20 protein-coding genes and 1 pseudogene are annotated in these 24,242 nt (G+C 64.6%); 10 read left to right on the top strand and 11 right to left on the bottom strand.

Annotation, left to right across the window (positions count from 1 at the left end):
* Positions 1-40: 40 nt before the first annotated feature.
* From JQ586_RS21015 to JQ586_RS21005, 3 genes are read right to left on the bottom strand one after another with little or no spacing between them, the layout of a single operon-like run.
* The gene (locus JQ586_RS21015; RefSeq protein WP_212396516.1) at positions 41-721 is read right to left on the bottom strand and encodes a response regulator transcription factor; all 681 of its coding nucleotides are present in this window, start codon (positions 719-721) and stop codon (positions 41-43) included.
* 35 nt (positions 722-756) lie between these two features.
* The gene (locus JQ586_RS21010) at positions 757-1,923 is read right to left on the bottom strand and encodes a c-type cytochrome (RefSeq protein WP_249147863.1); all 1,167 of its coding nucleotides are present in this window, start codon (positions 1,921-1,923) and stop codon (positions 757-759) included.
* Between the two features lie 32 nt (positions 1,924-1,955).
* Positions 1,956-3,671, bottom strand: a complete 1,716-nt coding sequence (locus JQ586_RS21005) for a PQQ-dependent dehydrogenase, methanol/ethanol family (protein ID WP_249147861.1) — start codon at positions 3,669-3,671, stop codon at positions 1,956-1,958.
* A gap of 398 nt (positions 3,672-4,069) precedes the next feature.
* Between JQ586_RS21005 and JQ586_RS21000 the strand changes: the two genes are divergently transcribed.
* The 6 genes from JQ586_RS21000 (at position 4,070) to JQ586_RS20975 (ending at position 11,886) form a co-directional block, all read left to right on the top strand.
* Entirely contained in the window at positions 4,070-4,555 is a 486-nt protein-coding gene (locus JQ586_RS21000; RefSeq protein ID WP_212396514.1) for a (2Fe-2S)-binding protein, read from the top strand.
* Positions 4,556-4,645: 90 nt separating this feature from the next.
* Positions 4,646-6,985 carry a xanthine dehydrogenase family protein molybdopterin-binding subunit gene (locus JQ586_RS20995; protein ID WP_212396513.1) on the top strand — a complete coding sequence of 780 codons (2,340 nt, stop codon included), beginning with the start codon at positions 4,646-4,648 and terminating at the stop codon, positions 6,983-6,985.
* A 13-nt stretch (positions 6,986-6,998) separates the two neighbouring features.
* Positions 6,999-7,799, top strand: a complete 801-nt coding sequence (locus JQ586_RS20990) for a xanthine dehydrogenase family protein subunit M (RefSeq protein WP_212396512.1) — start codon at positions 6,999-7,001, stop codon at positions 7,797-7,799.
* Positions 7,800-8,094: 295 nt separating this feature from the next.
* Complete coding sequence (locus tag JQ586_RS20985) at positions 8,095-9,207, top strand: CaiB/BaiF CoA-transferase family protein (protein WP_212396511.1); 1,113 nt, start codon at positions 8,095-8,097, stop codon at positions 9,205-9,207.
* A gap of 134 nt (positions 9,208-9,341) precedes the next feature.
* Positions 9,342-10,667: an MFS transporter gene (locus tag JQ586_RS20980; protein ID WP_212396510.1), complete on the top strand. Its 1,326-nt coding sequence runs from the start codon at positions 9,342-9,344 to the stop codon at positions 10,665-10,667.
* A 19-nt stretch (positions 10,668-10,686) separates the two neighbouring features.
* Positions 10,687-11,886 carry a M20 aminoacylase family protein gene (locus JQ586_RS20975; protein ID WP_212396509.1) on the top strand — a complete coding sequence of 400 codons (1,200 nt, stop codon included), beginning with the start codon at positions 10,687-10,689 and terminating at the stop codon, positions 11,884-11,886.
* Positions 11,887-11,922: 36 nt separating this feature from the next.
* On the opposite strand, the gene hppD is transcribed toward JQ586_RS20975, so the two are convergent.
* Entirely contained in the window at positions 11,923-13,041 is a 1,119-nt protein-coding gene (gene hppD, locus JQ586_RS20970; RefSeq protein ID WP_212396508.1) for a 4-hydroxyphenylpyruvate dioxygenase, read from the bottom strand.
* A 122-nt stretch (positions 13,042-13,163) separates the two neighbouring features.
* Between hppD and JQ586_RS20965 the strand changes: the two genes are divergently transcribed.
* Positions 13,164-13,640 carry an Lrp/AsnC family transcriptional regulator gene (locus tag JQ586_RS20965; protein ID WP_212396507.1) on the top strand — a complete coding sequence of 159 codons (477 nt, stop codon included), beginning with the start codon at positions 13,164-13,166 and terminating at the stop codon, positions 13,638-13,640.
* A gap of 77 nt (positions 13,641-13,717) precedes the next feature.
* Positions 13,718-14,029 carry a DUF1272 domain-containing protein gene (locus tag JQ586_RS20960; protein ID WP_212396506.1) on the top strand — a complete coding sequence of 104 codons (312 nt, stop codon included), beginning with the start codon at positions 13,718-13,720 and terminating at the stop codon, positions 14,027-14,029.
* Positions 14,030-14,048: 19 nt separating this feature from the next.
* On the opposite strand, the gene fahA is transcribed toward JQ586_RS20960, so the two are convergent.
* The 5 genes from fahA to JQ586_RS20935 form a co-directional block, all read right to left on the bottom strand.
* The gene (gene fahA, locus JQ586_RS20955; RefSeq protein ID WP_212396505.1) at positions 14,049-15,320 is read right to left on the bottom strand and encodes a fumarylacetoacetase; all 1,272 of its coding nucleotides are present in this window, start codon (positions 15,318-15,320) and stop codon (positions 14,049-14,051) included.
* A gap of 66 nt (positions 15,321-15,386) precedes the next feature.
* Positions 15,387-16,733 (bottom strand): homogentisate 1,2-dioxygenase, encoded by a 1,347-nt coding sequence (hmgA, locus tag JQ586_RS20950; protein ID WP_212396504.1) that lies wholly within the window; start codon positions 16,731-16,733, stop codon positions 15,387-15,389.
* Positions 16,734-16,735: 2 nt separating this feature from the next.
* Positions 16,736-17,692: an MBL fold metallo-hydrolase gene (locus JQ586_RS20945; protein WP_212396503.1), complete on the bottom strand. Its 957-nt coding sequence runs from the start codon at positions 17,690-17,692 to the stop codon at positions 16,736-16,738.
* Positions 17,693-17,712: 20 nt separating this feature from the next.
* Positions 17,713-17,940 carry a DUF2783 domain-containing protein gene (locus JQ586_RS20940; protein WP_212396502.1) on the bottom strand — a complete coding sequence of 76 codons (228 nt, stop codon included), beginning with the start codon at positions 17,938-17,940 and terminating at the stop codon, positions 17,713-17,715.
* A gap of 10 nt (positions 17,941-17,950) precedes the next feature.
* Positions 17,951-19,579, bottom strand: coding sequence for an FAD-dependent oxidoreductase (locus JQ586_RS20935; RefSeq protein ID WP_212396501.1), 1,629 nt, complete (start codon positions 19,577-19,579; stop codon positions 17,951-17,953).
* 202 nt (positions 19,580-19,781) lie between these two features.
* On the opposite strand from JQ586_RS20935, the gene JQ586_RS20930 reads away from it, so the two are divergent.
* Entirely contained in the window at positions 19,782-20,339 is a 558-nt protein-coding gene (locus tag JQ586_RS20930; protein WP_212396500.1) for a MarR family winged helix-turn-helix transcriptional regulator, read from the top strand.
* Positions 20,340-20,495: 156 nt separating this feature from the next.
* Here the strand turns inward: JQ586_RS20930 and JQ586_RS20925 are convergent.
* Together JQ586_RS20925 and JQ586_RS20920 are read right to left on the bottom strand one after the other, a co-directional pair.
* Positions 20,496-21,380: pseudogene (locus tag JQ586_RS20925) on the bottom strand (NAD(P)-dependent oxidoreductase); the annotation flags it as partial.
* A gap of 54 nt (positions 21,381-21,434) precedes the next feature.
* Positions 21,435-22,241, bottom strand: coding sequence for an N-acyl homoserine lactonase family protein (locus tag JQ586_RS20920; protein ID WP_212396498.1), 807 nt, complete (start codon positions 22,239-22,241; stop codon positions 21,435-21,437).
* A gap of 336 nt (positions 22,242-22,577) precedes the next feature.
* Between JQ586_RS20920 and JQ586_RS20915 the strand changes: the two genes are divergently transcribed.
* Positions 22,578-24,113 (top strand): caspase family protein, encoded by a 1,536-nt coding sequence (locus JQ586_RS20915; protein WP_212396497.1) that lies wholly within the window; start codon positions 22,578-22,580, stop codon positions 24,111-24,113.
* Positions 24,114-24,242 lie beyond the last annotated feature (129 nt).

Here is a 24,242-nt window from a genome sequence, read left to right as displayed (position 1 = left end):
CCATAGGCCGGCGCTCGATGCGGCCTTGCGGCGCAACGAGCTACGAGGTCTTCTCCGGTTTCGCGCCGGCACCGGCATCCGGCACCGGAAGCGGAATCTTGCCGAGCTCGATGATCGCCTTGTTGCGGCTGAACAGCTTCAATTTGCGCAGGATCTCCGTCACATGCGCCTTGACGGTGGACTCCGCCAGCTTCAGCTCCGCCGCGATCTCCCGGTTCTGCAGGCCGCGCGTGATCAGGTGCAGGACGCGGATCTGCTGCGGCGTGAGCTTCTGGATCCGTTCGCGCAAGGTCCGCGCGGTCTCCGATTGCTCCAGCGCGCCGGCCGCGACGAAGTCGCGCGGCGCAGAGACCGAACCGCTCAGCACGCGCGCGATCGCCTGCGAGAGCTCGCCGAGCGAGGTCGATTTCGGCAGGTAGCCGACCGCACCAATCTCCAGCGCCTCGCGGATCGTATGCTTGTCCTCCTCGCTCGACACGATGGCGATCGGCAGCCTGGGATAGCGGTCCCTGATCTTCTGAAAGCCCGAGAAGCCGACGACATCTGGCAGCAGCAGATCGAGCAACGCCAGGTCGATGTTCGGCTCGGTCGCGAGGATGCTGAGCGCGCCCTTGATCGAGGTGGCCTCATAGACGCGAGCGTCCGGATGCGAGATGCGAATGGCATTGCCAAGCGCCTCGCCGAATAATGGGTGATCGTCGATGATCAGGAACCCCATCATGAGGACCCTCGCACGGATGTTTCGAATACCTGCAGCTAATTCGACCCGCCGGTCTCCTGCACGCTCTGCAGATAGGCATATACGTTTTTCAGCTCATCGTCGCTGAAAACGTCCTTCCACGCCGGCATGCCCTTGGCCGGCCGCCCGTCATGGACCGTCTTCCAGAACGTTGCTTCCATGTCGTCGGCATAGCGCTGCTTCAGGAGCCTGAGATTGATCTTGCGCTCCGCCTGGACCGCATCGGGCCCGTGGCAATGGGCACAGGTGCCGTTGAACGTCTCTCGGCCGGCTGCGGCATCTCCGGCGACCGCGGCGGTCTGGACCGGCTTCTCGGTCGCGGTCGCCTGCCCCACGGTCACGGGCTCGCTCGCTCCGGTGGAGGATGTCACGGCCTGGTCGGCCTGCCCGAACTTCACCGGCGTTCCGTTCGGTACGCCATATTTGGCAAACAGGGACGCGATCTCCGCCTGCAACGACGGCAGCACGCCGTCGACCTCGTCACGCAGCGCGCCGGATGCCCTGGCGAAGCCGATCGCGGTCTGCCACAGCAGGCCGTCGCCTTCGGTCGAGACGACCTGATACTTTTCGCCATAGGCGGTCTTGTTGAGCCAGCCCGCCACCGGCGCCCAGATGAAGGCGACGTCGACCTTGCCCTGGTCGAGCGCCGTCATGCCCTCTTCGGGGCTGAGCACGGTGACCTTCTGGATGTCGTCGCGCATCGCGAGCAGGTTCTGCGGCGTCGACTGATATTGCACGGCGACCCGCAATCCCTTGAGATCGTCGATGCCGGCGACCTTGCGATCCTTCGCGGCGACCAGCGCGTAACCCTCGTGGGCGATCGGTTTCGAGAAGATCACCGACGGACCCATGAAATCGTCGACCAGGGGCAAGCCGACCATGGCGTCGCATTGCCGGCTGAGCAGCGTTTCCCGCACCGTCCGCTTGCCGAAATACGACTTGTACCAGTTGTAGCTCACGGTGCGGCCAAGCTTTTTCGCCACCGCCTGGCCGATCTCGAGATAGAGGCCCGGCTCGCCCGGATCATCGCTCGAGAACGGCAGGTTGGTCGGATCGGCGCAGAGCCGCAGCGGTTTTGCCTCTTCGGCGCCGGCCGAGACGGCCGGCGCCAGCAGCATTGCGGAAAGCAAGACGGTCCGGATCGCTCGTCCCAACCGCGCATTACGCACTTCGTTTCGGGTCATGCAAATCACGGGCATCGTTGCCTCCGTTTCGGTTACTGCAGGGCAAACACGAACAGCGAACCGCCTTCGGGTGCTGCCGCAACCATCTTCTTGCCGATGTCGCCGAGGAAGGCCGGCAGGGCCGCGGTGCGACCGACCACGATCGCGACATACTGCTTGCCGTCGACCGAATAGGTCACAGGGCCGGCGCCGATGCCGCTGCCGAGGTTCTTGCTCCACAGCACCTTGCCGTTCTTGGCATCGATGGCGCGGAAGTCGCCGTGCAGATTGCCGGAGAACACGAGATTGCCGCCTGTCGTCAGCGTGCCGCCATTGAAGGGCAGGTCTTCCTTGATGCTCCACACCTTCTTGTTGGCGATCGGATCCCAGGCCACGAGTTCGCCGAGGAAGCCGCCGGGACCTTCCTTGGTCGGGAATTCGGCGCCGAGATAGAACACGCCGCGCTTGTAGTTCACGTCGCTGACCGACCAGTCCATGCAGACATTGTTGGTCGGGATGTAGACGAGACCGGTCCCGGGGTTGAACGACATCGGCTGCCAGTTCTTGCCGCCGATCAAGTTCGGGCAGATGTCCTTGGCGGGATGGCCGGGACCCGGACGCTTGTCGGGATCCTCTTCGGCGCGCATCGTGTTGATGTCCCACTTCTTGGCCCAGTTCGCGAAGACATACTTCTCGGCCGAGATCACCTTGCCGGTCTCGCGGTTGGCGACGAAGAAGAAACCGTTGCGGTCGGCCTTCATCAGCACCGGCGTCTCCGCCCCCTTGATCTTGAGGTCGGCGAGCAGCAGCTCGTTGACGCCGTCATAATCCCAGGCGTCAGCCGGCGTGCCCTGGATATGCCACTTGATCTTGCCGGTGTTGGGATCGATCGCGAGCGTGGAGGCGGTATAGAGGTTGGTCAGCTTGCCGAAATTGCCGTCGCCGGTGGAGCGCACGCCGGTATTCCACGGTCCCGGATTGCTGGTGCCCCAATAGACCGTGTCGCTCTTGGCGTCGTAGGAGCCGACCAGCCAGGCGGCGCCGCCGCCGTGCAGGCCCGTATCACCCTTCCAGGTGTCGCTGCCGGGCTCACCCGGCGCCGGCACGGTGAAGGTCTGCCAGAGCAGCTTGCCGGTCTTGAGATCGAACGCCTGCAACGAGCCGCGAACGCCGTACTCGCCGCCGCCGAAACCGGTGATGACCTTGTCGCGAACGACCAGCGGCGGCGAGGTGATCACCGAACCCTGCTTGTAGTCGACAACCGTCGAGGTCCAGAGCTCCTTGCCGGTGTCGGCATCGAGCGCCGTCAGCTTGCCGTCGAGCCGGCCGACGAAGATCTTGCCGTCGGCATAGGACACGCCGCGGCTGTTGACGTCGCAGCAGGCGTATTGAAGCACGTCATCGGGAATATCCGGCTGCCAGGTCCATTTGCGGGCGCCGGTGGCGGCATCGATCGCATAGACGTATTTCGGCCCCCACGAGGTGGAGACGTAGAGCGTCTTGCCGATCACGACCGGCGAGGACTCGTTGGAGCGCAACGAGGCCAGTGACATCGAGTAAACCAGCTGCAGCTTGCCGGCATTCTCGGAATTGATCTGCTTCAACGGGCTGAAGCGCGTATTGCCGTAGTCGTGGCCGGCGACCGCCCATCCATTCGGATCGGACTCCGCCTTCATGACTGAATCATTGGCCCTCGACGCGCCAACACCTGCGATCAGCATCGCGACCAGCGACGCGCCGGCAAAGAAAATCCCGCTCCTAGGCTTCATTGCTTCCTCCAGACAAAATGGTTTCGTTGCCGCGATGCGTGCATCGCGGACGTGGCTCGCTACCCAATTTTCATGAACGCGCGATCTTGCGTCGCTGCATCGGCAACGAAGATGACAGCAACACTTTTTGGTCGTTATAGGCGGAAGGTAGTAGCCATCGTGGCGACGGGAATGCGGCGCGTCACGCGTGCAGTCCGGCGATCGCGAGCACCGAGAATCCCGCGCGCCTGACCATCCGTCCGCGCTTGCAAATTGCCCATTCAAGAGCTGCCTGCTAGGATCGAAACACAAGGCCCGGCGCGCTTCGTGACAAGGTCACGACTACGACTTTGATCGCGGTTACGCCCCCCATGAAGCGTGCTCTAGTGGGCCGTTAATGAGACCTTTGGGAGGAACGCGTGTCTACAGTCAAACTGACGGTAAACGGCAGGGCGGTCTCGGTCGACGTTGAGGACCGGACCCTCCTCGTGCATCTCTTGCGCGAAAACCTGAACCTGACCGGCACCCATGTCGGCTGCGATACCAGCCAGTGCGGTGCCTGCGTCGTCCATGTCGACGGTCGGGCGGTCAAATCCTGCACCATGCTCGCCGGCCAGGCCGCGGGCTCGAACGTCACCACCATCGAAGGCCTCGCCAAGGGCGGCGAGCTCCACCCGATGCAGGCGGCCTTCCGCGACAATCACGGCCTGCAGTGCGGCTATTGCACGCCCGGCATGATCATGTCCGCGGTCGATATTGTGCACCGCCATGGCGGCAAGCTCGACGAGGAAACCGTCCGCCACGAGCTCGAGGGCAATATCTGCCGCTGCACCGGCTACCACAACATCGTCAAGGCCGTGCTCGATGCCGCAGGCCGCATGAAGGTCGCGCAGGCCGCCGAATAGCTGCCTGCAGGCCACACAGAATCAAGCTCATCACCGCCGGCTCGATGGATACGGCGGGAAAACGAAATCTCCGGTCGGGAGGACTAGACAATGGGTGTTGAAGGAATTGGCGCAAGCGTCGTGCGCAAGGAAGATCGCCGCTTCATAACGGGACAAGGGCGTTACGTCGACGACGTCAAGATGGTGGGCATGAGCTACGCTCACTTCATCCGCAGCCCGCATGCACATGCCAAGGTCAAGGGCATCGATTCAGCCGAGGCCATGAAGATGCCCGGCGTGATCGCAGTGCTGACCGGGCAGCAGATCGTCGACGACAAGGTCGGCAATCTGATCTGCGGATGGGCAATCACTTCGAAGGACGGATCGCCGATGAAAATGGGCGCGTGGCCGGCGATGGCGCCGGAGACCGTGCGCTTCGTCGGACAGGCGGTCGCGGTCGTGATCGCCGAGACCAAGAATCAGGCAAGGGACGCGGCCGAGGCTGTCGTCGTCGACTACGAAGAGCTTTCCGCGGTGGCAGACGTCAAGGCCGCGATCAAGCCGGGCGCGGCACAACTGCACCCCGAAGCCCCCGGCAACGTTGTCTATGACTGGCATCTCGGCGACGAGGCCGCAGTCAAGGACGCGTTCGGCAAGGCCGCCAATGTGGTGACGCTCGAGCTCACCAACAATCGCCTGGTGCCGAACGCGATGGAGCCGCGCGCCGCGGTCGCGCACTATGACCAGGCCGAGGAGCACTTCACGCTCTACACCACGTCGCAGAACCCGCACGTCGCCCGCCTGGTGCTCTCGGCGTTCTACAACATCGCGCCCGAGAACAAGCTGCGCGTGATCGCGCCCGATGTCGGCGGCGGCTTCGGTTCGAAGATCTACATTTATCCCGAAGAAATGGTGGCGCTGTGGGCCTCGAAGAAGGTTGGCCGCCCGGTGAAATGGACCGGCGACCGCACCGAAGCCTTCCTCACCGACGCGCATGGCCGCGACCATGTCTCGAAGGCCGAGATGGCGTTCGACAAGGACAACAAGATCCTTGGGCTTCGGGTCAAGACCTACGCCAATTTCGGCGCCTACATGTCGCTGTTCTCTTCGGCGGTGCCGACCTATCTCTATGCGACGCTGCTGTCGGGCCAGTACGTGATCCCGGCGATCTATGCGGAGGTGATGGGCGTCTACACCAACACCACGCCGGTCGATGCCTATCGCGGCGCCGGCCGTCCCGAGGCGAGCTATCTGCTCGAGCGGATGATGGAAACTGCGGCGCGGCAGTTGAAGGTCGATCCGGCCGAGCTGCGCAAGAAGAACTTCATCACCCAGTTCCCGTATCAGACGCCTGTCATCATGGCGTATGACATCGGTGACTTCAACGCCTCGATCGATGCTGCGATGAAGGCCATCGACTATGCCGGCTTCCCGGCCCGCAAGGCCAAGGCGAAGGCCGACGGCAAGCTGCGCGGCATCGGCGTCTCCTGCTACATCGAGGCTTGCGGCATTGCGCCGTCGAAGGCCGTCGGCAGCCTTGGCGCCGGCGTCGGCCTGTGGGAATCGGCCGAGATCCGCGTCAATCCGGTCGGCACCATCGAGGTGCTCACCGGCACGCACAGCCATGGCCAGGGCCACGAGACTTCGTTCGCGCAGATCATCTCCGATCGTCTCGGCGTGCCGCTCAGCCAGGTCTCGATCGTCCATGGCGACACCGACAAGGTGCAGTTCGGCATGGGCACCTACGGCTCGCGCTCGATCGCGGTCGGCGGTGCGGCAATCGTGAAGGCGATGGAAAAGGTCGAGGCCAAGGCCAAGAAGATCGCGGCGCATGCGCTCGAGGCGTCCGAGAGCGACATCGTGATCGAGAACGGCGAGTTCAAGGTCACCGGCACCGACAAGTCGATCGCATTGCCGATGGTCGCGCTCGCCGCCTACACCGCGCACAACCTGCCCGATGGCATGGAGCCGGGGCTGAAGGAGACGGCGTTCTACGACCCGACCAACTTCACCTTCCCGGCCGGCGCTTACATCTGCGAGCTCGAGGTCGATCCGGGCACCGGCAAGACCTCCTTCGTCAACTTCGTGGCGGCCGACGATTTCGGCCGGCTGATCAACCCGATGATTGTCGAGGGCCAGGTTCACGGCGGTCTCGCGCAGGGCATCGGCCAGGCACTGCTCGAAGGCGCGGTCTATGACGGCACCGGTCAGCTCGTGACCGCGTCGTTCATGGACTACACCATGCCGCGGGCGGACGACTTGCCGTCGTTCAAGCTCTCGCACACCACGACGCTGTGTCCGGGCAACCCGCTCGGCGTCAAGGGCTGCGGCGAGGCCGGCGCGATCGGCGCCTCGGCTGCCGTGATCAACGCGATCACGGACGCCATCGGCAACAACAAGCTGGAAATGCCGGCGACGCCCGACCGCGTCTGGCACGCCATTCACGGTTGAGGGAGGAAGAGCTATGTACGAGACAAACTATCACCGCGCTTCCTCGGTCCCTGACGCCGCAGCCACTTTCGCCAAGGGCAAGGAATCAAAATTCCTTGCCGGCGGCCAAACCCTGCTTCCCGTGATGAAGCAGCGGCTCGCCGCGCCGTCCGACGTGATCGACCTCTCCAAGATCCAGGAGATGATCGGCATCGAGGTATCTGGCGACACCGTCACCATCAAGGCCGCCACGCCGCATTACGACGTGGCGCAGAGCGAGGCGGTGCAGAAGGCGATCCCGGCGCTCGCCAACCTGGCATCGATGATCGGCGATCCCGCCGTGCGCTATCGCGGTACGATCGGCGGCTCGCTCGCCAACAACGATCCGGCGGCGGACTATCCGGCGGCGGTGCTGGCACTCGGCGCGACGATCAAGACCAACAAGCGGGCGATCGCAGCCGGCGATTTCTTCAAGGGCCTGTTCTCAACAGCGCTCGAGGATGGAGAGATCATCACTGCTGTCGCATTCCCGGTGCCGGCGAAGGCCGGCTACGCCAAGATGCGGCACCCGGCCTCGCGCTTCGCGCTGACCGGTGTGTTCGTCGCCAGAACCAAGGCGGGCGACGTCAGCGCCGCGGCGACCGGTGCGTCGCAAAGCGGCGTGATGCGGGTGCCCGCGATCGAGCAGGCGCTGAAGGCGAACTGGTCACCCGGCGCGCTCGACAGTGTCACGATCTCGGCGAACGGACTGCTCGCCGACATCCACGGCTCGGCCGAGTACCGCGCCAACCTGGTGAAGGTGATGGGACAGCGCGCGGTGGCCGCGGCCGGCTAGAGCTACTTCCGTTCCGATGCAATCGGAACGGAGCTCTGTCTTCTTGCTTGACGCGTTTTCTTCACGCGAACCGGTATCCGCTTCGCTTGAAGACGCTCCGGCAGCGCCTAGACACAAGTAGCCAAGCGGCGCGCAGCAATGCGCGCCGTTCGCGTTTTACCGGCAGTTTCCGGCAAAAGATGCTTGCCACATGCCGCATTCGGCGAGACAATTTAGCTAATCAGCTAATTAAAAATACCGTCCCGCGGGCGGTTCGGAAACGCCGCCAAACCCCAGCAACCAACGGAACAACAACGTGCTCGATAAACCAGCCTCCCAAGCCGCCGTCCGCGCGTCCGGTCCGCTCTCTGGCTTTCGCATCGTCGAATTCGCCGGCATCGGGCCCGGACCGTTCGCCTGCATGCTGCTCGCCGACATGGGCGCCGAGGTGATCACGCTCGACCGCATCGGCGCCGGCAAGAACCTGAAGGCGGTGGCGACGCGTGGCCGCAAGGTGATCGAGCTGGACCTCAAGAACAAGGCTGCGATCGCAGAAGTGCTCGATCTGCTCAGCCACGCCGATGCGCTGATCGAAGGCTTTCGCCCCGGTGTGATGGAACGGCTCGGGCTCGGCCCCGACGTCGTGCTCGCGCGCAATCCGAGGCTGGTCTATGGCCGCATGACCGGCTGGGGCCAGGAAGGCCCGCTGGCGAACGCCGCAGGCCACGACATCAATTACATCTCGATCACGGGCGCCCTGGCCGCGATCGGAACCAAGGAGAAGCCGGTGCCGCCCCTCAACCTGGTCGGCGATTTCGGTGGCGGCGCGCTCTATCTCGTCGTCGGCGTGCTCGCCGCGCTGCTCGAAGCGCAGAAGTCCGGCAAGGGCCAGGTGGTCGACACCGCGATGTGCGACGGCGCAGCGTCATTGATGTCGATGTTCTACGACATGAGTGCAAGCGGCCGCTGGAGCGGCGGACGCGACCAGAACTTCCTCGACGGCGGCGCGCATTTCTACGGCGTCTATGAGTGCTCCTGCGGCAACTTCATCTCGATCGGCTCGATCGAGCCGCAGTTCTACGCCTTGCTGCGCAAGCACGCCGACCTGACCGATGCCGATTTCGACGCGCAGATGGACCGCAAGGCGTGGCCCGCGCTGAAGGAGAAGCTGACCAAGGTCTTCAAGAGCAAGTCCCGCGCGGACTGGTGCAAGATCATGGAAGGCACCGACATCTGCTTCGCGCCGATCCTGACCATGGAGGAAGCACCGAAGCATCCGCACATGGCCGCACGGAACGTGTTCGTCGAACGCCACGGGGTGACCCAGCCGGCGCCGGCGCCGCGCTTCTCGCGCACCCCATCCGCGATCCGCGAGCCCGAGATGGCAAGCATTGGCGACGTGACCAGCGCCTGGAAGGCCAAGGGCTAGAGGCGGCGGGCGCACCTGTCGGAGAATCCGGCAGGCGCACTGCCCATTTAGCGCGCGAAAGACCATTGCATTACGGCGAACCTCTTGCTTCTTGTCAGTGGGATGACAAGAAGCGCATCAGGGACCGTATGCCAATGAACACTATGCCAGACGACCGTCCACCTCCGTCGCAAGCCATGCGCGTCGGCGCTGCGATCCTGGGCAATGCGCTGGAGTTCTATGACTTCACGGTCTACGCGGCATTCGCGGTCTGGCTCGCCAAGGCATTCTTCCCTGCGGAAAATCCCAGCACCAGCCTGCTGCTGTCGGTGGCAACCTTCGGCGTCGGGTTCGTGGCCCGTCCGCTCGGAGGAATCCTGATCGGCGCCTATGCCGACCGGTTCGGCCGGCGACCCGCGATGACGCTGACGATCTGGATGATGGCGCTCGGCAGCGGCATGATCGGGCTGTTGCCGACCTATCAGCAGATCGGCGTGCTCGCGCCGATCCTGCTGGTGTTCGCGCGCCTGTTGCAGGGTTTCTCCGCCGGCGGCGAGATGGGGCCCGCAACGACCTACCTGCTGGAAAGTGCGCCCGCGCACCGCAAGGGCTTCTTCGGCAGCTGGCAGCTTGCCAGCCAGAATTTGGGCGGCGTGATCTCGGGCCTGGTCGGGTTGGCGCTGGCGCTCATGATCACGCCCGGCGCCACCGACAGCTGGGGCTGGCGGGTGCCCTTCCTGCTCGGCATCCTGATCGCGCCGGTCGGCTACTACATCAGGCGCAACCTCGACGAGACGATGGATGCCGAGGAGGCCCATGGCAGCATGGGGCAGGTGCTATCTGACCTGGCCGCGAACCACTGGCAGAAGATCCTGCTCTGCATCCTGCTGATCTCCGGAGGAACCATCTCCCAGTATTTCTTCCTGTACACGGCGACCTACGCGATCAGCACGCTGCATTACAGCCAGGGCTGGTCGATGGCCGCGAGCCTGGCGACGGCCGTGAGCGGAGCGATCTTCTCGCTGGTCGGCGGCGCGCTGGCGGACAAATACGGTGTGAAATCGATCGCCATCATCCCGCGCCTGATCGTGACGCTGTTGTTCTACCCGGCCTTGCATCTGGTGATTTCGTCAGGTTCGCCGCTGGTCTTCGTGATCGTGGCCGCCAGCCTGATGACGCTCCACGCCATGGCCTCCGGCGCCGGCATCGTTCTCATTCCGATCATCTTCCCCTCCGCCGTGCGAACCGCGGGGCTCTCGATCGCCTACGCGCTGGGCGTGACGATCTTCGGCGGCACCGCGCAGATCGTGTTTACCTGGATCATCTCCGCCACCGGCGATAAGCTGTCGTGGGTCTGGTACGTGATCATCATGAGCGTGATCAGCGTGATCGGGACCTTGGCGATCAAGGTGCCGGAGACGCTGAAAGGCAAGCCGCAGGATTCCAAGCCGACCGCTGCGCTGGCCGGCGCATCGAACTGACTCGAGCAGGAGCTTCGCCATGACAGAACATCCCCTGGTGACCGCGCTCAGGGCGCATGAGGCGGAAATGATCGACATCCGCCATCAGATCCACCGCAACCCCGAAGTCGGGTTCGAGGAAAACAAGACCGCAGCCCTGGTCGCCGACAAGCTGCGATCTTTCGGGCTCGAGGTGACCGAGGGGATCGCCAAGACCGGCGTGGTCGCCACGCTGAAGGGCCGCCTGCCCGGCCAGCGCGCCGTCGGGCTGCGCGCCGATCTCGACGCGCTGCATATCCAGGAAGTGCCGGGGCGCGACTATGGCTCGACCGTATCGGGCAAGATGCATGCGTGCGGTCATGACGGCCACACTGCGATGCTGCTCGGCGCCGCGCGCTATCTCTCGGAAAATCCCGACTTCGGGGGCACCGTGAACTTCATCTTCCAGCCCGCGGAGGAAGGCCTCGGCGGCGGCAAGGTCATGGTCGAGGAAGGCCTGTTCGACAAATTCCCGGTCGATGCCGTCTACGGCATGCACAACTTCCCAGGCGTCCCGGTCGGACATTTCGGCACCCGGATCGGGCCGTTCCTGGCGGCGAGCGACAGCTGGGAAGTGAATTTCCACGGCACCGGCGGCCATGGCGGCGCCGGCGCTCACCTGGCGACCGACCCCACGCTGCCGACGGCGCAGTTCATCATGGCGATGCAAACCATCGTCAGCCGCAACGTGCCCGCGATCGAGACGGCCGTCGTCAGCGTCGGCTCGATCATGGGCGGCGATCCCGGCTCGCCCAACATCATTCCCTCAAAGGTGACGATCACCGGCACCGCGCGCTCCTACAAGCCGCATATCCGCGATCTGCTGGAAGCGCGCCTGACGGCGCTGGCGCAGTCGCAGGCGGCGGCGTTCGGCTGCACCGCCGAGGTGATCTACAATCGCCGCTATCCGCCGCTCATCACCCATGCCGAGCAGACCGACATCTCGATCACAGCGGCGTCCGACCTGGTCGGCGCGGACCATGTGGACGGCAACGTTCCGCCGGCCACCGGCTCAGAGGATTTCGCCTTCATGCTGGAGGCGAAGCCCGGCGGCTTCATCATCATCGGCAATGGCGTGGCGGCCGACGGCTCGTTCCACAACGTCCACACGCCCGGCTATGATTTCAACGACGAGATCCTTGCGCTCGGCGCGGCCTATTGGGTGAAGCTGGTGCACACGGAGCTGGCGGTGGGGAAATAACCCCACCCGCACGCGCTCTTCGCAAGCCAAACCCTCTTACGCGGCGTGATCGACCTTGAGCACGCCGCGGCGGATCTGGTCTTCCTCGATCGATTCGAACAGCGCCTTGAAATTGCCTTCGCCGAATCCATCGTCGCCCTTGCGCTGGATGAATTCGAAGAAGATCGGCCCGATCGCGTTCGCCGAGAAGATCTGCAGCAGCACCTTGGTCTGGCCCCCGTCGACCACGCCCTCGCCATCGATCAGGATGCCGTTGGTCTGCAGCCGCGCGACGTCCTCGCCGTGCTTGGGCAGGCGCGCATCGATTCGCTCGAAATAGGTGCCGGGCGGTGACGGCATGAACGGAAGGCCGGCCTCGCGCAGCGTCTCGACCGTGCGGTGGATGTCGCGCGCGCCGCAGGCGATGTGCTGGATGCCCTCGCCGCGATAGGTGTTGAGATATTCCTCGATCTGCCCGGAATCGCCGGCGTCCTCGTTGATCGGAATCCGGATCTTGCCGTCCGGGCTGGTCAGCGCGCGGGAGAACAGGCCCGAGGCGCGGCCCTCGATGTCGAAGAATCGGATCTGGCGGAAATTGAACAGCCTGGCGTAGAAGCCGGTCCAGACATCCATGCGGCCGCGATGGACGTTGTGGGTGAGATGGTCGACGTAATACAGCCCGGATCCTGCGGGCCGCGGATTGGCCGTGCCGAGCCAGTCGAACTCGGCATCATAGGCGGAGCCCTTGGCGCCGTAGCGATCGACGAAATAGAGCAGGCTGCCGCCGATGCCCTTGATCGCGGGCACATCGAGCGTCTTCCGCGCCGACGAAGCATCGGCCGGCTCGGCACCGAGCGAGATTGCGCGTTGATAGGCCAACTGCGCGTCGACCACGCGGAACGCCATCGACGGCGCGCACGGTCCGTGCGCTGCGACGAAGTCGTAGCCGTGCGTTCCCGGCTCTTCATTGACGAGATAGTTGATGTCGCCCTGGCGATAGACGGTGATCGCCTTGCTCTTGTGGCGGGCGACCGGAACGAAGCCCATCAGCTTGAACAGCGCGTGCAGCTCTTCCGGGTTGGGGTGGGCATATTCGACAAACTCGAAGCCGTCGGTGCCCATCGGATTGTCGGCGCTGATTTCGGCCGGCGGTGCATCGTGCGGAAACGGACCCATGGCGGACTCTCCCTGATTTGGCTGGGGTCAATTTCCGCCGTTTTGCACGCAATGTGCGTGCAAAATGACCCGCATTTTGCTAGAATCATGCACGCTTTGTGCATGATATGGACATTTGACGCATGACCGAAGTTGATGCCTTCGATCTCAAAATGCTCGCCGCCCTGCAGGACGACGGCCGGCTGACCAACCAGCAGCTGGCCGACCTCGTCGGCCTCTCTGCCTCGCAATGCTCGCGCCGACGGATGCGCCTGGAGGAAGAGAAGGTGATCTCCGGCTACCACGCCGACCTCGCCGGCGAGGCGCTCGGCTTCGGCCTGATTGCCTTCATCCACATCACGCTGGCGACCCATTCGCCCGACAACGCCAAGCGGTTTCGCGAGTTGGTCAACCGCGTCGACGAGATCCAGGAGGCCTACGCGCTGACGGGCGATGCCGACTACGTGCTCAAGGTGATGCTGCGCGATCTGAAGAGCCTGTCCGACATCGTCAACAACGTGCTGATGCCGCACCAGAGCGTCGCCCATGTGCGTTCAACGATCGTGCTGGATCGCTTGAAGGAGAGCTCGAAACTGCCGCTCAAGGTCCTGCCGGGGTAGTGGCGCAAATCGAGGGAAATACGCCATTCGCCGGTGCGGCGTGATTTGCCATCATCGCCCTGACAAGAGGAACGACCATGGCACTGCAACTGCGACCGAACTGTGAGTATTGCGACAAGGACCTGCCGCCAAGTGCAACGGATGCGCGGATCTGTTCGTATGAATGCACGTTCTGTGCGGAGTGCGCGGAACAGAAGCTCGGCAATGTCTGCCCGAACTGCGGCGGCGGCTTTGCGCCTCGCCCGATCCGGCCGGCGAAGGAATGGCGGACGGGCGTGTGCACGGCAAGGCAACCGCCGTCAGACAAGCGAGTGCATCTGAAGTACAGCGCCGAGGAGTGCGCGGCGCATTCGGCGCGGCTGAGGGATATCAGGCCTGAGGAGCGTTGAGCTCCTCCCCTGTCATTGATCATTCCGCCGCGACGATCGTTCCCTCGACCTCGCCGAATCCGACACGATAGCCGTCGCCCTGGCACCAGCCGCGCATCGCGAGCGAATCGCCGTCCTCAAGGAACGAGCGCTTGACGTCGCCACCAAGCTCGACCGGCTCGGTACCGTTCCAGCTGATCTCCAGAAGACTGCCACGCTGATGCTTCTCCGGCCCGGAAATGGTGCCGGACCCCAAGAGGTCGCCGACATTCATCGCGCAGCCAGATGAAGCGTGATGCACGAGCTGCTGCACCGACGACCAGTACATGTACTTGAAATTGGTGCTGCAGATCGTCTTCGCCTCGTTCATCGCGCCGCCGCGCAGCGCAACATCGAGCGCGAGGTCGTAATTGTTCGGCTGCGCCTGCTTCAGATAGGCGAGCGGCTCGGGCTGCTGCGCCGGCCCCTGCATCCGGAACGGCTCCAGCGCCTCGCGCGTCACCACCCATGGGCTGACCGAGGTCGCGAATGCCTTGGCCTGGAACGGACCGAGCGGCACATATTCCCATTGCTGGATATCGCGCGCGCTCCAGTCGTTGAGGATGACGAAGCCGAAGATCATCTCCTCGGCCTGCTTCTCGGTGAGCATCTCGCCCATCGCTGACGCCTGTCCAACGACGACACCCATTTCGAGTTCGAAATCGAGCCGCTTGCACGGGCCGAAGCTCGGCACCTCGGCAGCCGGCGGCTTCAGCTGCCCGCGCGGGCGTCGCACCCTGGTGCCCGACACCACCACGGTCGACGCGCGGCCGTTGTAGCCAATCGGCATGTGCAGCCAGTTCGGCTGCAGCGCATTGTCCTTGCCGCGGAACATGACGCCGACATTGGTGGCGTGCTCCTTCGATGAATAGAAATCGGTGTAGCCGGCGACCGTGAACGGCATGTGCAGCTTCACGTCAGCCATCGGCACCAGCGCCCGCGCCCGCAATTCCCTGTTGTCGCGCAGCTCCGGATGGTCGGAGCGCAGCAGTTCGCTGATCCGCGCCCGCGTCGCTGACCATACTTTGGGTCCGAGCGCCATGAAGGCGTTGAGCGACGGCTGCGAGAACACGCCGAGCGGCCCGACGTCGAGCCGCGAATCCTGCTCGAGCTCCCAGAGATCGAGCACATAATCGCCTATCGCGACGCCGACCCGCGGCGCGAGGCCGTCCTTCGACGAGAACACGCCATAGGGCAGGTTCTGGATCGGGAAGTCGGAGGTGGGCGCGACGTCGATGAAGGAGCGGAGTTTGGGATCGTTCGGGTGGGGCACAATTTCCTCCGGTTTACGCCGCCATGGCCGAACCCGGCCATAGCGGTCTCGCAGGCGGTGACAAGACTACGGCTTGCTCGGATCGAACTTCTTCTCGAGTCCCTTCCAGCAGTCCGAATAATCGTCCTGCAGCGTCGACGATTTCGCCGCGTGCTCGGTCACGCGCTGCGGGAAACGGGTCTCGAACATGAACGCCATGGTGCCGGTCAGCTTCACCGGCTTCAGCTCGCTGTTGCTGGCATGCTCGAACGCCTCACGGTCGGGGCCGTGCGGCAGCATGCAATTGTGGAGCGAGATGCCGCCGGGGACGAAGCCTTGCGGCTTGGCGTCGTAGACGCCGTAGATCAGGCCCATGAACTCCGACATGATGTTCATGTGGTACCACGGCGGACGGAAGGTGTTGTCGGCCACCATCCAGCGCTCCGGGAAGATCACGAAGTCGATATTGGCGGTGCCCGCGGTCTCCGATGGCGAGGTCAGCACCGTGAAGATCGACGGATCGGGATGATCGAAGGCGATCGCGCCGACCGGCGAGAAGGTGCGCAGGTCATATTTGTACGGCGCGTAATTGCCGTGCCATGCCACCACGTCGATGGGTGAATGCGGCAGCGTGGTCTTGAACAGCGCGCCGCCCCACTTCACGAAGAGCTCGGTCGGGGTGTCCTTGTCCTCATAGGCAGCGACCGGCGTCAGGAAGTCGCGCGAATTGGCGAGGCAGTTGGCGCCGATCGGGCCGCGCTCCGGCAGCGTGAACGCGCCGCCGTAGTTTTCGCAGAGATAGCCGCGCGCCGGCCCTGCCGGGATCTCGACCCGGAACTTGACGCCACGCGGGATCACCACGATCTCGCCCGGCTCGGCATCGATGCGGCCGAACTCGGTGACGAAGCGCACGTTTCCCTGCTGCAGCACGAACATCATCTCGCCGTCGGCATTGTAGAAATGCTGGTCCACCATCGATTTGGTGATGAGATAGATATGCGCCGCCATGCCGGCCTGGGTGTTGGCGTCACCCGCCGTGGTCATGGTCTGCACGCCCTGCAGGAACGTCATGTCCTCCTTCGGGATCGGCGCCGGGTCCCAGCGCAGCTGCGCGATCGGCATCTCGTATTCGTGGCACGGCGCGGTGCGCCACAACCCGGCATCGGCCTTGGCGAAGCGGCCGGAGTGCCGCACCGACGGGCGGATACGATAGAGCCAGGAACGCTCATTGGTGCCGCGCGGAGCGGTGAACGGCGAGCCGGAGAGCTGCTCGGCATAGAGACCGTAGGCGCAGCGTTGCGGCGAGTTGCGGCCCATCGGCAGCGCGCCGGGCAGCGCCTCGGTCTCGAAGCTGTTGCCGAAGCCGGACATGTAGCCCGGCGTCACCTGTCCGGAGCTGCGGACGATCTGATCAGGCGAGGCGTTGATGTTCATGACTATCCTCCTCCTTGCAGGGCGGCCCACATTTCCTGGTCGCGCTTGTCGGTCCAGATCACGGGGTCATCGATCCCGGACGCCTCGTCATAGGCGCGCGAGACGTTGAACGGCAGGCAGTGCTCGTAGATCGCAAAGCTCGAGAACTTCGGATCCATCACTTCGCGCGTCGCAGCCATCGATTCCTTCAGGCTGCGGCCCTTGGCGACCGACGCCTCCGCGGCACCATAGAGCGTGTTGACGAAGTCGCGGGTCATCGCGATCGCTTCGCGCGTGGTGGCGAGGCCGGTCAGCGCATCACCGCGGCCGGGCGCGATCGCCTTCGGATTGAAGGCGCGGATCTCGTTCAGCGTCATCGGCCATTCGCGCAAGTGCGCGTCGCCGCAATAGCAGGCCGAGTGGTATTCGATCAGGTCGCCGGAGAACATCACCTCGGCGTCCGGCACCCAGGCGACGATGTCGCCGGAGGTGTGGCCGGCACCGAGCTGCATCAGCCGCACCTCGCGCTTGCCGAGATAGATCGACATCTCGCCCTCGAAGGTCAGGGTCGGCCAGGTCAGGCCGGGAATGCTGGCGGCGTCCTGGAACAGCCGCGGAAAGCGGCCATATTCGGAATCCCAGTCCTGCTGGCCGCGCTCCTGGATCAGACGATAGGTCTCCTGCGAGGCGACGATGCCCTGCGCCTTGTAGGCGGACGCGCCGAGCACGCGCACGGCGTGATAGTGCGACAGCACGACGTATTTGATCGGCTTGTCGGTCACCTTGCGCACGCGCTCGATCACCTTGTTCGCCATCGCAGGCGTCGCCTGTGCGTCGAATACGAGGCAGCCGTCGTCGCCGACGATGACGGCGGTGTTGGGATCGCCCTCCGCAGTGAAGGCATAGAGATCGGTGCCGATCTCGGAGAAGGTGACCTTCTTCTCGGTGAGGTCGGTGGTCGAGGCAAAACCTTTGGCCATCAGTTCAATCCTGTCTGTCGCTATTGCTGTTGCTGTTGTTGCTGCTGGCTGGCGTCTAGCAGGCGCCGCTTCGCCAGCGCGATCGCCTCGCGCAGCACGTCGATGTCGCCGATATGGTTGGCGAGCACCAGGACCAGCGCGGCGTCCAGATCGGCGCTCTGCGCGTCGGTGAGGCCGCGATGCGCCTCGACGACGGCGCGGAACGCATCGTCGGGCCGTGCGAAGTTCGAGCTGGTCGACAGCGCCATCGGCGACACCTCAGTTCTGGCCGGATGCGCGCGCCAGCGCAGCGTCGAGCGCCGGCCGCGAGGCTTTCCGGAATCGTGCAGCGACATAGCCGTCCGGCCGCAGCAGATAGGCGGTGCCGGGCACCGCGTCGTAGCGCCGGCCGGCCAATCCCTTGGCGTCGACCAGCCCGTCGTCGCCGCCGACACGGATCGTGCCGACACCATCGGGCACGGCGACGTCAGCACCATTGCTGAACGCGAGCAGCGTGAAGCGCGTTCCCTGCCTGATGAAAGCCTCGGTGAGATAGGTGGACCCGCCGTCCCGCGACGTCATCGGCGCATCCGGCATCGAGGCGCCGGGCCGCGGGCCACCGCGCCACTGGTCCTGATCCCCGGTCGACAGCGGCGTGTCATAGATCGAGGGTACCGAGAGCCGGCCGCCATTGACCATGCGCTTGCCGAACTCGGTGTCCCTGGCGAGCGACAGCACCGCCTCACGCAGCCGCGCCTCCTGCCGCGTCACCGGCGCCATGAAATCGGTCGAGCGGGTCGATTCGCGGATGTTCTCGTCCGCCGCGGCGCTGCGCTCGACGTGATAGCTCTCCAACAGCCCTTCCGGCGAGATCCCGCGCAGCACGCGGTCAAGCTTCCAGGCCAGATTCTCGGCATCCTCGAGCCCGGAATTGGCGCCGCGCGCGCCGAACGGCGAGACCTGATGCGCGGAATCGCCGGCGAAGATCACCCGTCCGTGGATGAACTTGGCCATCCGCCGGCACTGGAACTTGTACAGCGAGATCCATTCGAACTCGAACTTGTCATGCCCGAGCATGCGCTCGATCCGTGGCCGCACATTCTCCGGCCGCTTCTCGGCCACCGGATCGGCGTCCGGATTGAGCTGCAGATCGATGCGCCAGATGTCGTCCGGCTGCTTGTGCAGCAGCGCCGAGCGGCCGGCGTGGAACGGCGGATCGAACCAGAACCAGCGTTCGGTCGGAAACGCCGCGGTCATCTTGACGTCGGCAATCAGGAACTGGTCCTCGAACACCTGGCCGGCGAAATCAGCACCGACCATCTGCCGCAGCGACGAACGGGCGCCGTCGCAGGCGACGACGAAGCCGGCATGCACCTGGTAGGAACCGTCGGGTGTCGCAATGGTCAGCGCGACGCCGTCATTGCGGCTCTCCAGCGCGATCACCTTGTTGCGCCAGCGCAGATCGATCCCAGGCAGCTGCTCGACCCGATCGACCAGATAGGCCTCGGCATAAAATTGCTGGAGATTGATGAAGGCAGGCCGCTTGTGGCCTTCCTCCGGCAGCAGGTTGAACTGATAGAGCTGCGAGGCGCCATGGAAGATCTTGCCGACGCTCCACACCACGCCCTTGTCGACCATGCGGTCGCCGACACCAAGGCGGTCCCAGAATTCCAGCGAACGCTTGGAGAAGCAGATCGCTCGCGAGCCTTCGCCGATCCGGTCGGCATCGTCCAGCAGCACCACGCGCTGGCCGCGCTGCGCCAGATCGATGGCGAGCGAGAGACCTACCGGGCCGGCGCCGACCACGACGACCGGATGCTCCGCCATCTTCGCGCCCGCCCGGTCCTGATCGGGGTGGCGACGATAGCCGAACTGGGTTTTGGCCTGTGCCGTGTTGGCTTGTGCCATTGCGTGACCCTGGTTGTTCCCTGCGGCCGGTACCAAGGCCGGTACCAAGGCCGGTTCTTGGACCGGCTCTTGGACGATTTCTTGGACCTTGGTCTTGTATGACAAGCTTGCGACCGGTCCGCGACCTTGCTAAATTAGTCTCACTTGCAACTATCTTAAACTCCCAGTCGGGCCCGCCGTCAACTCAAATTGGAGGAATTATTTGGCCAGGACCTCAAGCCAGCCTCCGCTCCGCCCACGCCCCGCGGGGGACGCCGAACTGCGCGACGATGTCGCGCCACGGCGCAAGCGCCTCGATCTGTTCCACTTTGTGCCGTTCCGGCTGAACCGGCTCGCGGCCGAGGTCAGCTCCGCGCTGGCGGTCGAATATGAAGAACGCTACGGCCTCGACATTCCGGAATGGCGCGTGCTCGCAACGCTCGGCTTCCGCAACGGCGCCTGCAGCGCGCAATACATCGCGCACTGCACCCGCACGCATAAATCCACCATCAGCCGCGCTGTCTCGGCACTGATGGAGCGCGAGGTCGTCGAGCGCGTCGAGAACGAGGACGATCGCCGCGAATTCCGCCTGCAACTGACGAAGAAGGGGCAGGCGCTGTACGAAGAGCTGATCCCGCGCCTTCTGCGCAAGGAGCAGGAGATCCTGGCCTGTCTCTCGGCCCAGGAGCGCCGCGACCTCGGACGCCTGCTCGGCAAGGTCGAGAAGAGCCTCGAGCTGGTGCAGACCAGCGAGGAGGCGGATGCCAAGGACGCGTACTAGCCCTCGCTCTTTCCAAGTGTCGTCCCGGCGAAGACCAGGACCATACTCCGCGGCCCGAGTCATGGACGCGAGCGCAACAATCAGCGGTGGTGGTTCTGGGTCCTGGCCTTCGCCGGGACCACGCGGAGTAGGTTCGTCGCTCGGTACGGCAGACCGTCACGCCCTGTCGATATGCTTCGCGATGACCGGAAAATAATTGTCCTTCGATCCCTGCTCGATCGCCTCTTGCAGGATCGTGCCGATCAGCTCCGCGCCGCGGATCCTGATGCCGGCGTCGGCCGCGAGCTCCAGCGCGTAGGATAGATCCTTCAGCGCATATTCGGTCGAGAAGGCGCGCTCCGGAAACACGCCCGGCACGATCGCCTTCAGGCCGTGGTTGCGCAGCGCAAAGCTGTCGGCGGAGCCCTTCGACAACGTCTCGAGCAGCAGCTTCGGATCGACCCCATTGTGCCTGGCCACCGCGACGGCCTCGGCCAGCGCGTTCACCGTCTCGAACAGCACCATGTTGTTGAGGATCTTGGTCACCTGCCCGGCGCCAACGTCGCCGCAATTGGTGACTTCGGTGGCGAAGCAGCGGATCAGGGGCTCGATCGCGGCATACAGCGCATGTGACGCGCCGACCATCACACTGAGGGTGCCATCCTGCGCCGCCTGCCGGGTGCGTGCGATCGGCGCATCCACCCAGGCCGCACCCTTGGCCTGCAATTGCCCGGCGAAGTCGCGGGTCTGGCTGACCGAGGAGGTGCCGAGATCGACCACCACCTGGCCGCTCCTGATATTCTTCAGGATGCCGTCGCCCTCGAACACCGCGCGGACATGCCTTGCGCTGGGCAGGCAGAGAAACAGGAGATCGCTCTGCCTGATGACATCGGCCACCGAAAGGCCGATCTCGGCGCCGTCGGCGCGCAGTCGCTGCAACGGCTCGGCCGCAAGATCGAATGCGACGATGCGCTTGCCGCTTTTCCTGACGAGGTTGCGGCAGATCGGCTCGCCCATCACGCCGAGACCGATGAAGCCGAGGGTATTGGTGTCAGTCATATCAACTCTTCTTCTTGACGTTTCTTGATTTGGTCCGGATCGCCCGGACGGGCGAGACTATTTCGCGAACGACCGTGACGGCGCGAGATGCAGGGCGAACGCATCGACCTTGTCGCTGGCGCGCGGATAGATCTCGCTGACGATCGGATCGTGGCCCGGAATGAAGCGATCCGGATGACCGGCAAGCCTCTCGACCGTTTCCCAGCCCTGCGCCATGTCGCCGACATTGTAGACGATCGGAAACGGGCTGCGCCTGTGCAGGTTGGCGTAATAATGCGCGGCATCCGACGCCAGCACGACCGGGCCGCGCGCGGTCTCGACCCGCACCACCTGCAGGCCGTCGGAATGGCCGCCAACGCGATGCACGGTGATGCCTGGCGCGATCTCGCCGTCGCCGGAATGGAAGGTGACGCGCTCTCCGTAGACATGGCGCACCATCTGCGTGACATGTTCAACGGAGAATGGATGGCGCAGCATGCCGTTGCACATGCAGCGACCGGTCGCGTAGCTCATCTCGCGCTCCTGCAGATGGAATCTGGCGTTCGGAAAGCGATCGAGATTGCCGGCGTGATCGTAATGCAGATGGGTGACGATGACGTCGCGGACCGCATCCGCGCTGACGCCGAAGCCGGCCAACGCGTCGACCGGGTTAAGTGTCAGCTTGCGGGCGCGCGCCTTGGCCTCTTCCGCGTTGAAGCCGGTGTCGACCAGGATGTCGCGTCCGGGCCCGCGGATCAGCCAGACGAAGTAGTCGAGGTCCTGCGCGGTGGTGTCGTGCGGATCAGGCACCAGGAAGTTCAAATGTGGCGTGCGCGGCGACATTGTCGCATAGCGCAGGGCATAGATCTCGTAGGCGTTTCCCATCGGTTTCGCTCTTGTTTGAATGGCCTTGCGGACCACACACCAAGCCATCGCCCCGCGCAAAGGTCAAACCGCGCGCGAGGGCGAAGGGCGCATGGCGGGTGGCCACAGCCTCTGTGAGTGCGGTCACATTAGCTGACTGTGCGAACTTGCACCACGGACACGCGGCCTGATCGCGATGCGATCCGTCGTCACAATTAGCGACGGCGCGGCATGCGGTTGACGGGGTATGCAGGCGGTTTGATAATGGGTTTTCGCTCGGTTAAGGTCGCCGAGGCGCAAGCTGGAATCGGCGCCATTCGATTTGGAATGCCGCGCTCTGGGTTGGTTGCCGCGATCATGAAAATCCGCCTTGCACTGCTCGCCACGCTGATCTTGTCGATCGCGGCGCCCGCCCCGTCGTCTGCCGCCGGTGATCGTTTCGCGCTGGTCATCGGCAACGCCAAATATCCCGATGCCGACGCGCCGTTGAAGGAGCCGATCAACGACGCGCGGGATGTCGCCGACGAGCTCAAGCGCGACGGTTTCACCGTCGATGTCGGCGAGAACCTGACCGGCGACGGAATGCGCCGCGCCTTCGACAAGCTCTATGGCAAGATCAAGCCGGGCTCAGTGGCGCTGATCTTCTTCTCGGGTTACGGCATCCAGTCGAACCGGCAGAGCTACATGATCCCGGTCGATGCGCAGATCTGGACCGAGGCCGATGTGCGTCGCGACGGTTTCAGCCTGGAGACCGTGCTCGGCGAGATCAACAACCGCGGCGCCGGGGTGAAGATCGCCCTGCTCGATGCGTCGCGGCGCAATCCGTTCGAACGGCGCTTCCGCAGCTTCTCGGCCGGCCTCGCGCCGGTGATCGCCCCCAACGGTACTTTGGTGATGTACTCGGCCGCGCTGTCGTCGGTCGTCTCCGACAATGGCAGCGATCACAGCCTGTTCGTGCGGGAACTGCTCAAGGAAATCCGCACCCCCGACCTGATGGCCGAGGAAACACTGAATCGCACCCGCGTCGGCGTCACCCGCGCCTCGCGCCAGGAGCAGGTGCCGTGGATCTCCTCCTCGCTGGCCGAGGATTTCTCCTTCATTCCGGGCAGCGCGCCGCCGCCGGCGAGCCCGACGCCTGCACCTCCACCGGCCGACGTGGCGATGACGCCGCCCGCCACGCCTCCGCCGAGTCCGCCGGCTCAGACCCCGGCCCGACCGCCGGCGCCGCCCACTCAAACCGCCACGGCCCCGACGGCGCCCCCTGCACCGCCACCACCCGCTCCACCGGCAGCGCCACCCAAGCCGCCCGAGATCGCCCTGCCGCCACCGCCCCCACAGGCGCCGACGGTGATTCAGCCGACGCCGACCCCAATTCCCAATCCGACGGTGGCGCTTGGCGACGACCCCACCATCAAGGCCCTGAACGAGAAGCTTGACAAGAACCCGGACGACGGCGCGGCGCTGTACCGGCGCGGCCAGGTCTATGCCAGCAAGGGCGCCTACGATCTCGCGATCAAGGACTTCACCGGCTCGCTGCGGCTGGATCCGAAGGACGTCGAGGCCTACAACAACCGCTGCTGGGTCCGCACCGTGATCGGCGACCTCCAGGCGGCCCTGAAGGATTGCAACGAGGCGCTGCGGCTGCGCCCGAATTTCGTCGATGCACTCGACAGCCGCGGCCTGATGAACCTGAAGGCCGGGCAGAACAAGAACGCCATCACCGATTTCGATGCCGCGCTGAAGATCAACCCGCGGCTGACCTCATCGCTGTATGGCCGGGGCCTCGCCAAAAAGCGCAACGGCTCGATCGCGGAAGGCGATCTTGACATCGCCAACGCCAAGGCGATGGACCCCAATATCGTGAAGGAATTCGCCGAATACGGTGTACAATGAGCCGTATTTGAGGCCCTGCCTGCGGCATTTGCTCGAACCACGACGGGAACACGCAGACTAAAACACAGGGTGCGCGCCGGCGCCGGGCGCCGGCGGTCGATTTGAGTGGTCATTGGAACCGCGCGGGTC

It is taken from the genome of Bradyrhizobium jicamae (assembly GCF_018130215.1).
In the GTDB taxonomy this organism is placed as follows: Bacteria; Pseudomonadota; Alphaproteobacteria; order Rhizobiales; family Xanthobacteraceae; genus Bradyrhizobium; species Bradyrhizobium jicamae_A.
Note: the sequence above shows the minus strand (reverse complement) of the source record. Positions and strands in the feature narration are given on the sequence as shown.

What these genes read in the sequence shown, in the direction of transcription:
- JQ586_RS21015 (WP_212396516.1), bottom strand. Translation starts at nt 721, where the DNA reads ATGATGGGGTTCCTGATCATCGACGATCACCCATTATTCGGCGAGGCG.
- JQ586_RS21010 (WP_249147863.1), bottom strand. Translation starts at nt 1,923, where the DNA reads ATGACCCGAAACGAAGTGCGTAATGCGCGGTTGGGACGAGCGATCCGG.
- JQ586_RS21005 (WP_249147861.1), bottom strand. Translation starts at nt 3,671, where the DNA reads ATGAAGCCTAGGAGCGGGATTTTCTTTGCCGGCGCGTCGCTGGTCGCG.
- JQ586_RS20995 (WP_212396513.1), top strand. Translation starts at nt 4,646, where the DNA reads ATGGGTGTTGAAGGAATTGGCGCAAGCGTCGTGCGCAAGGAAGATCGC.
- JQ586_RS20990 (WP_212396512.1), top strand. Translation starts at nt 6,999, where the DNA reads ATGTACGAGACAAACTATCACCGCGCTTCCTCGGTCCCTGACGCCGCA.
- JQ586_RS20980 (WP_212396510.1), top strand. Translation starts at nt 9,342, where the DNA reads ATGAACACTATGCCAGACGACCGTCCACCTCCGTCGCAAGCCATGCGC.
- JQ586_RS20975 (WP_212396509.1), top strand. Translation starts at nt 10,687, where the DNA reads ATGACAGAACATCCCCTGGTGACCGCGCTCAGGGCGCATGAGGCGGAA.
- hppD (WP_212396508.1), bottom strand. Translation starts at nt 13,041, where the DNA reads ATGGGTCCGTTTCCGCACGATGCACCGCCGGCCGAAATCAGCGCCGAC.
- JQ586_RS20965 (WP_212396507.1), top strand. Translation starts at nt 13,164, where the DNA reads ATGACCGAAGTTGATGCCTTCGATCTCAAAATGCTCGCCGCCCTGCAG.
- JQ586_RS20960 (WP_212396506.1), top strand. Translation starts at nt 13,718, where the DNA reads ATGGCACTGCAACTGCGACCGAACTGTGAGTATTGCGACAAGGACCTG.
- hmgA (WP_212396504.1), bottom strand. Translation starts at nt 16,733, where the DNA reads ATGAACATCAACGCCTCGCCTGATCAGATCGTCCGCAGCTCCGGACAG.
- JQ586_RS20945 (WP_212396503.1), bottom strand. Translation starts at nt 17,692, where the DNA reads ATGGCCAAAGGTTTTGCCTCGACCACCGACCTCACCGAGAAGAAGGTC.
- JQ586_RS20940 (WP_212396502.1), bottom strand. Translation starts at nt 17,940, where the DNA reads ATGGCGCTGTCGACCAGCTCGAACTTCGCACGGCCCGACGATGCGTTC.
- JQ586_RS20935 (WP_212396501.1), bottom strand. Translation starts at nt 19,579, where the DNA reads ATGGCACAAGCCAACACGGCACAGGCCAAAACCCAGTTCGGCTATCGT.
- JQ586_RS20920 (WP_212396498.1), bottom strand. Translation starts at nt 22,241, where the DNA reads ATGGGAAACGCCTACGAGATCTATGCCCTGCGCTATGCGACAATGTCG.
- JQ586_RS20915 (WP_212396497.1), top strand. Translation starts at nt 22,578, where the DNA reads ATGAAAATCCGCCTTGCACTGCTCGCCACGCTGATCTTGTCGATCGCG.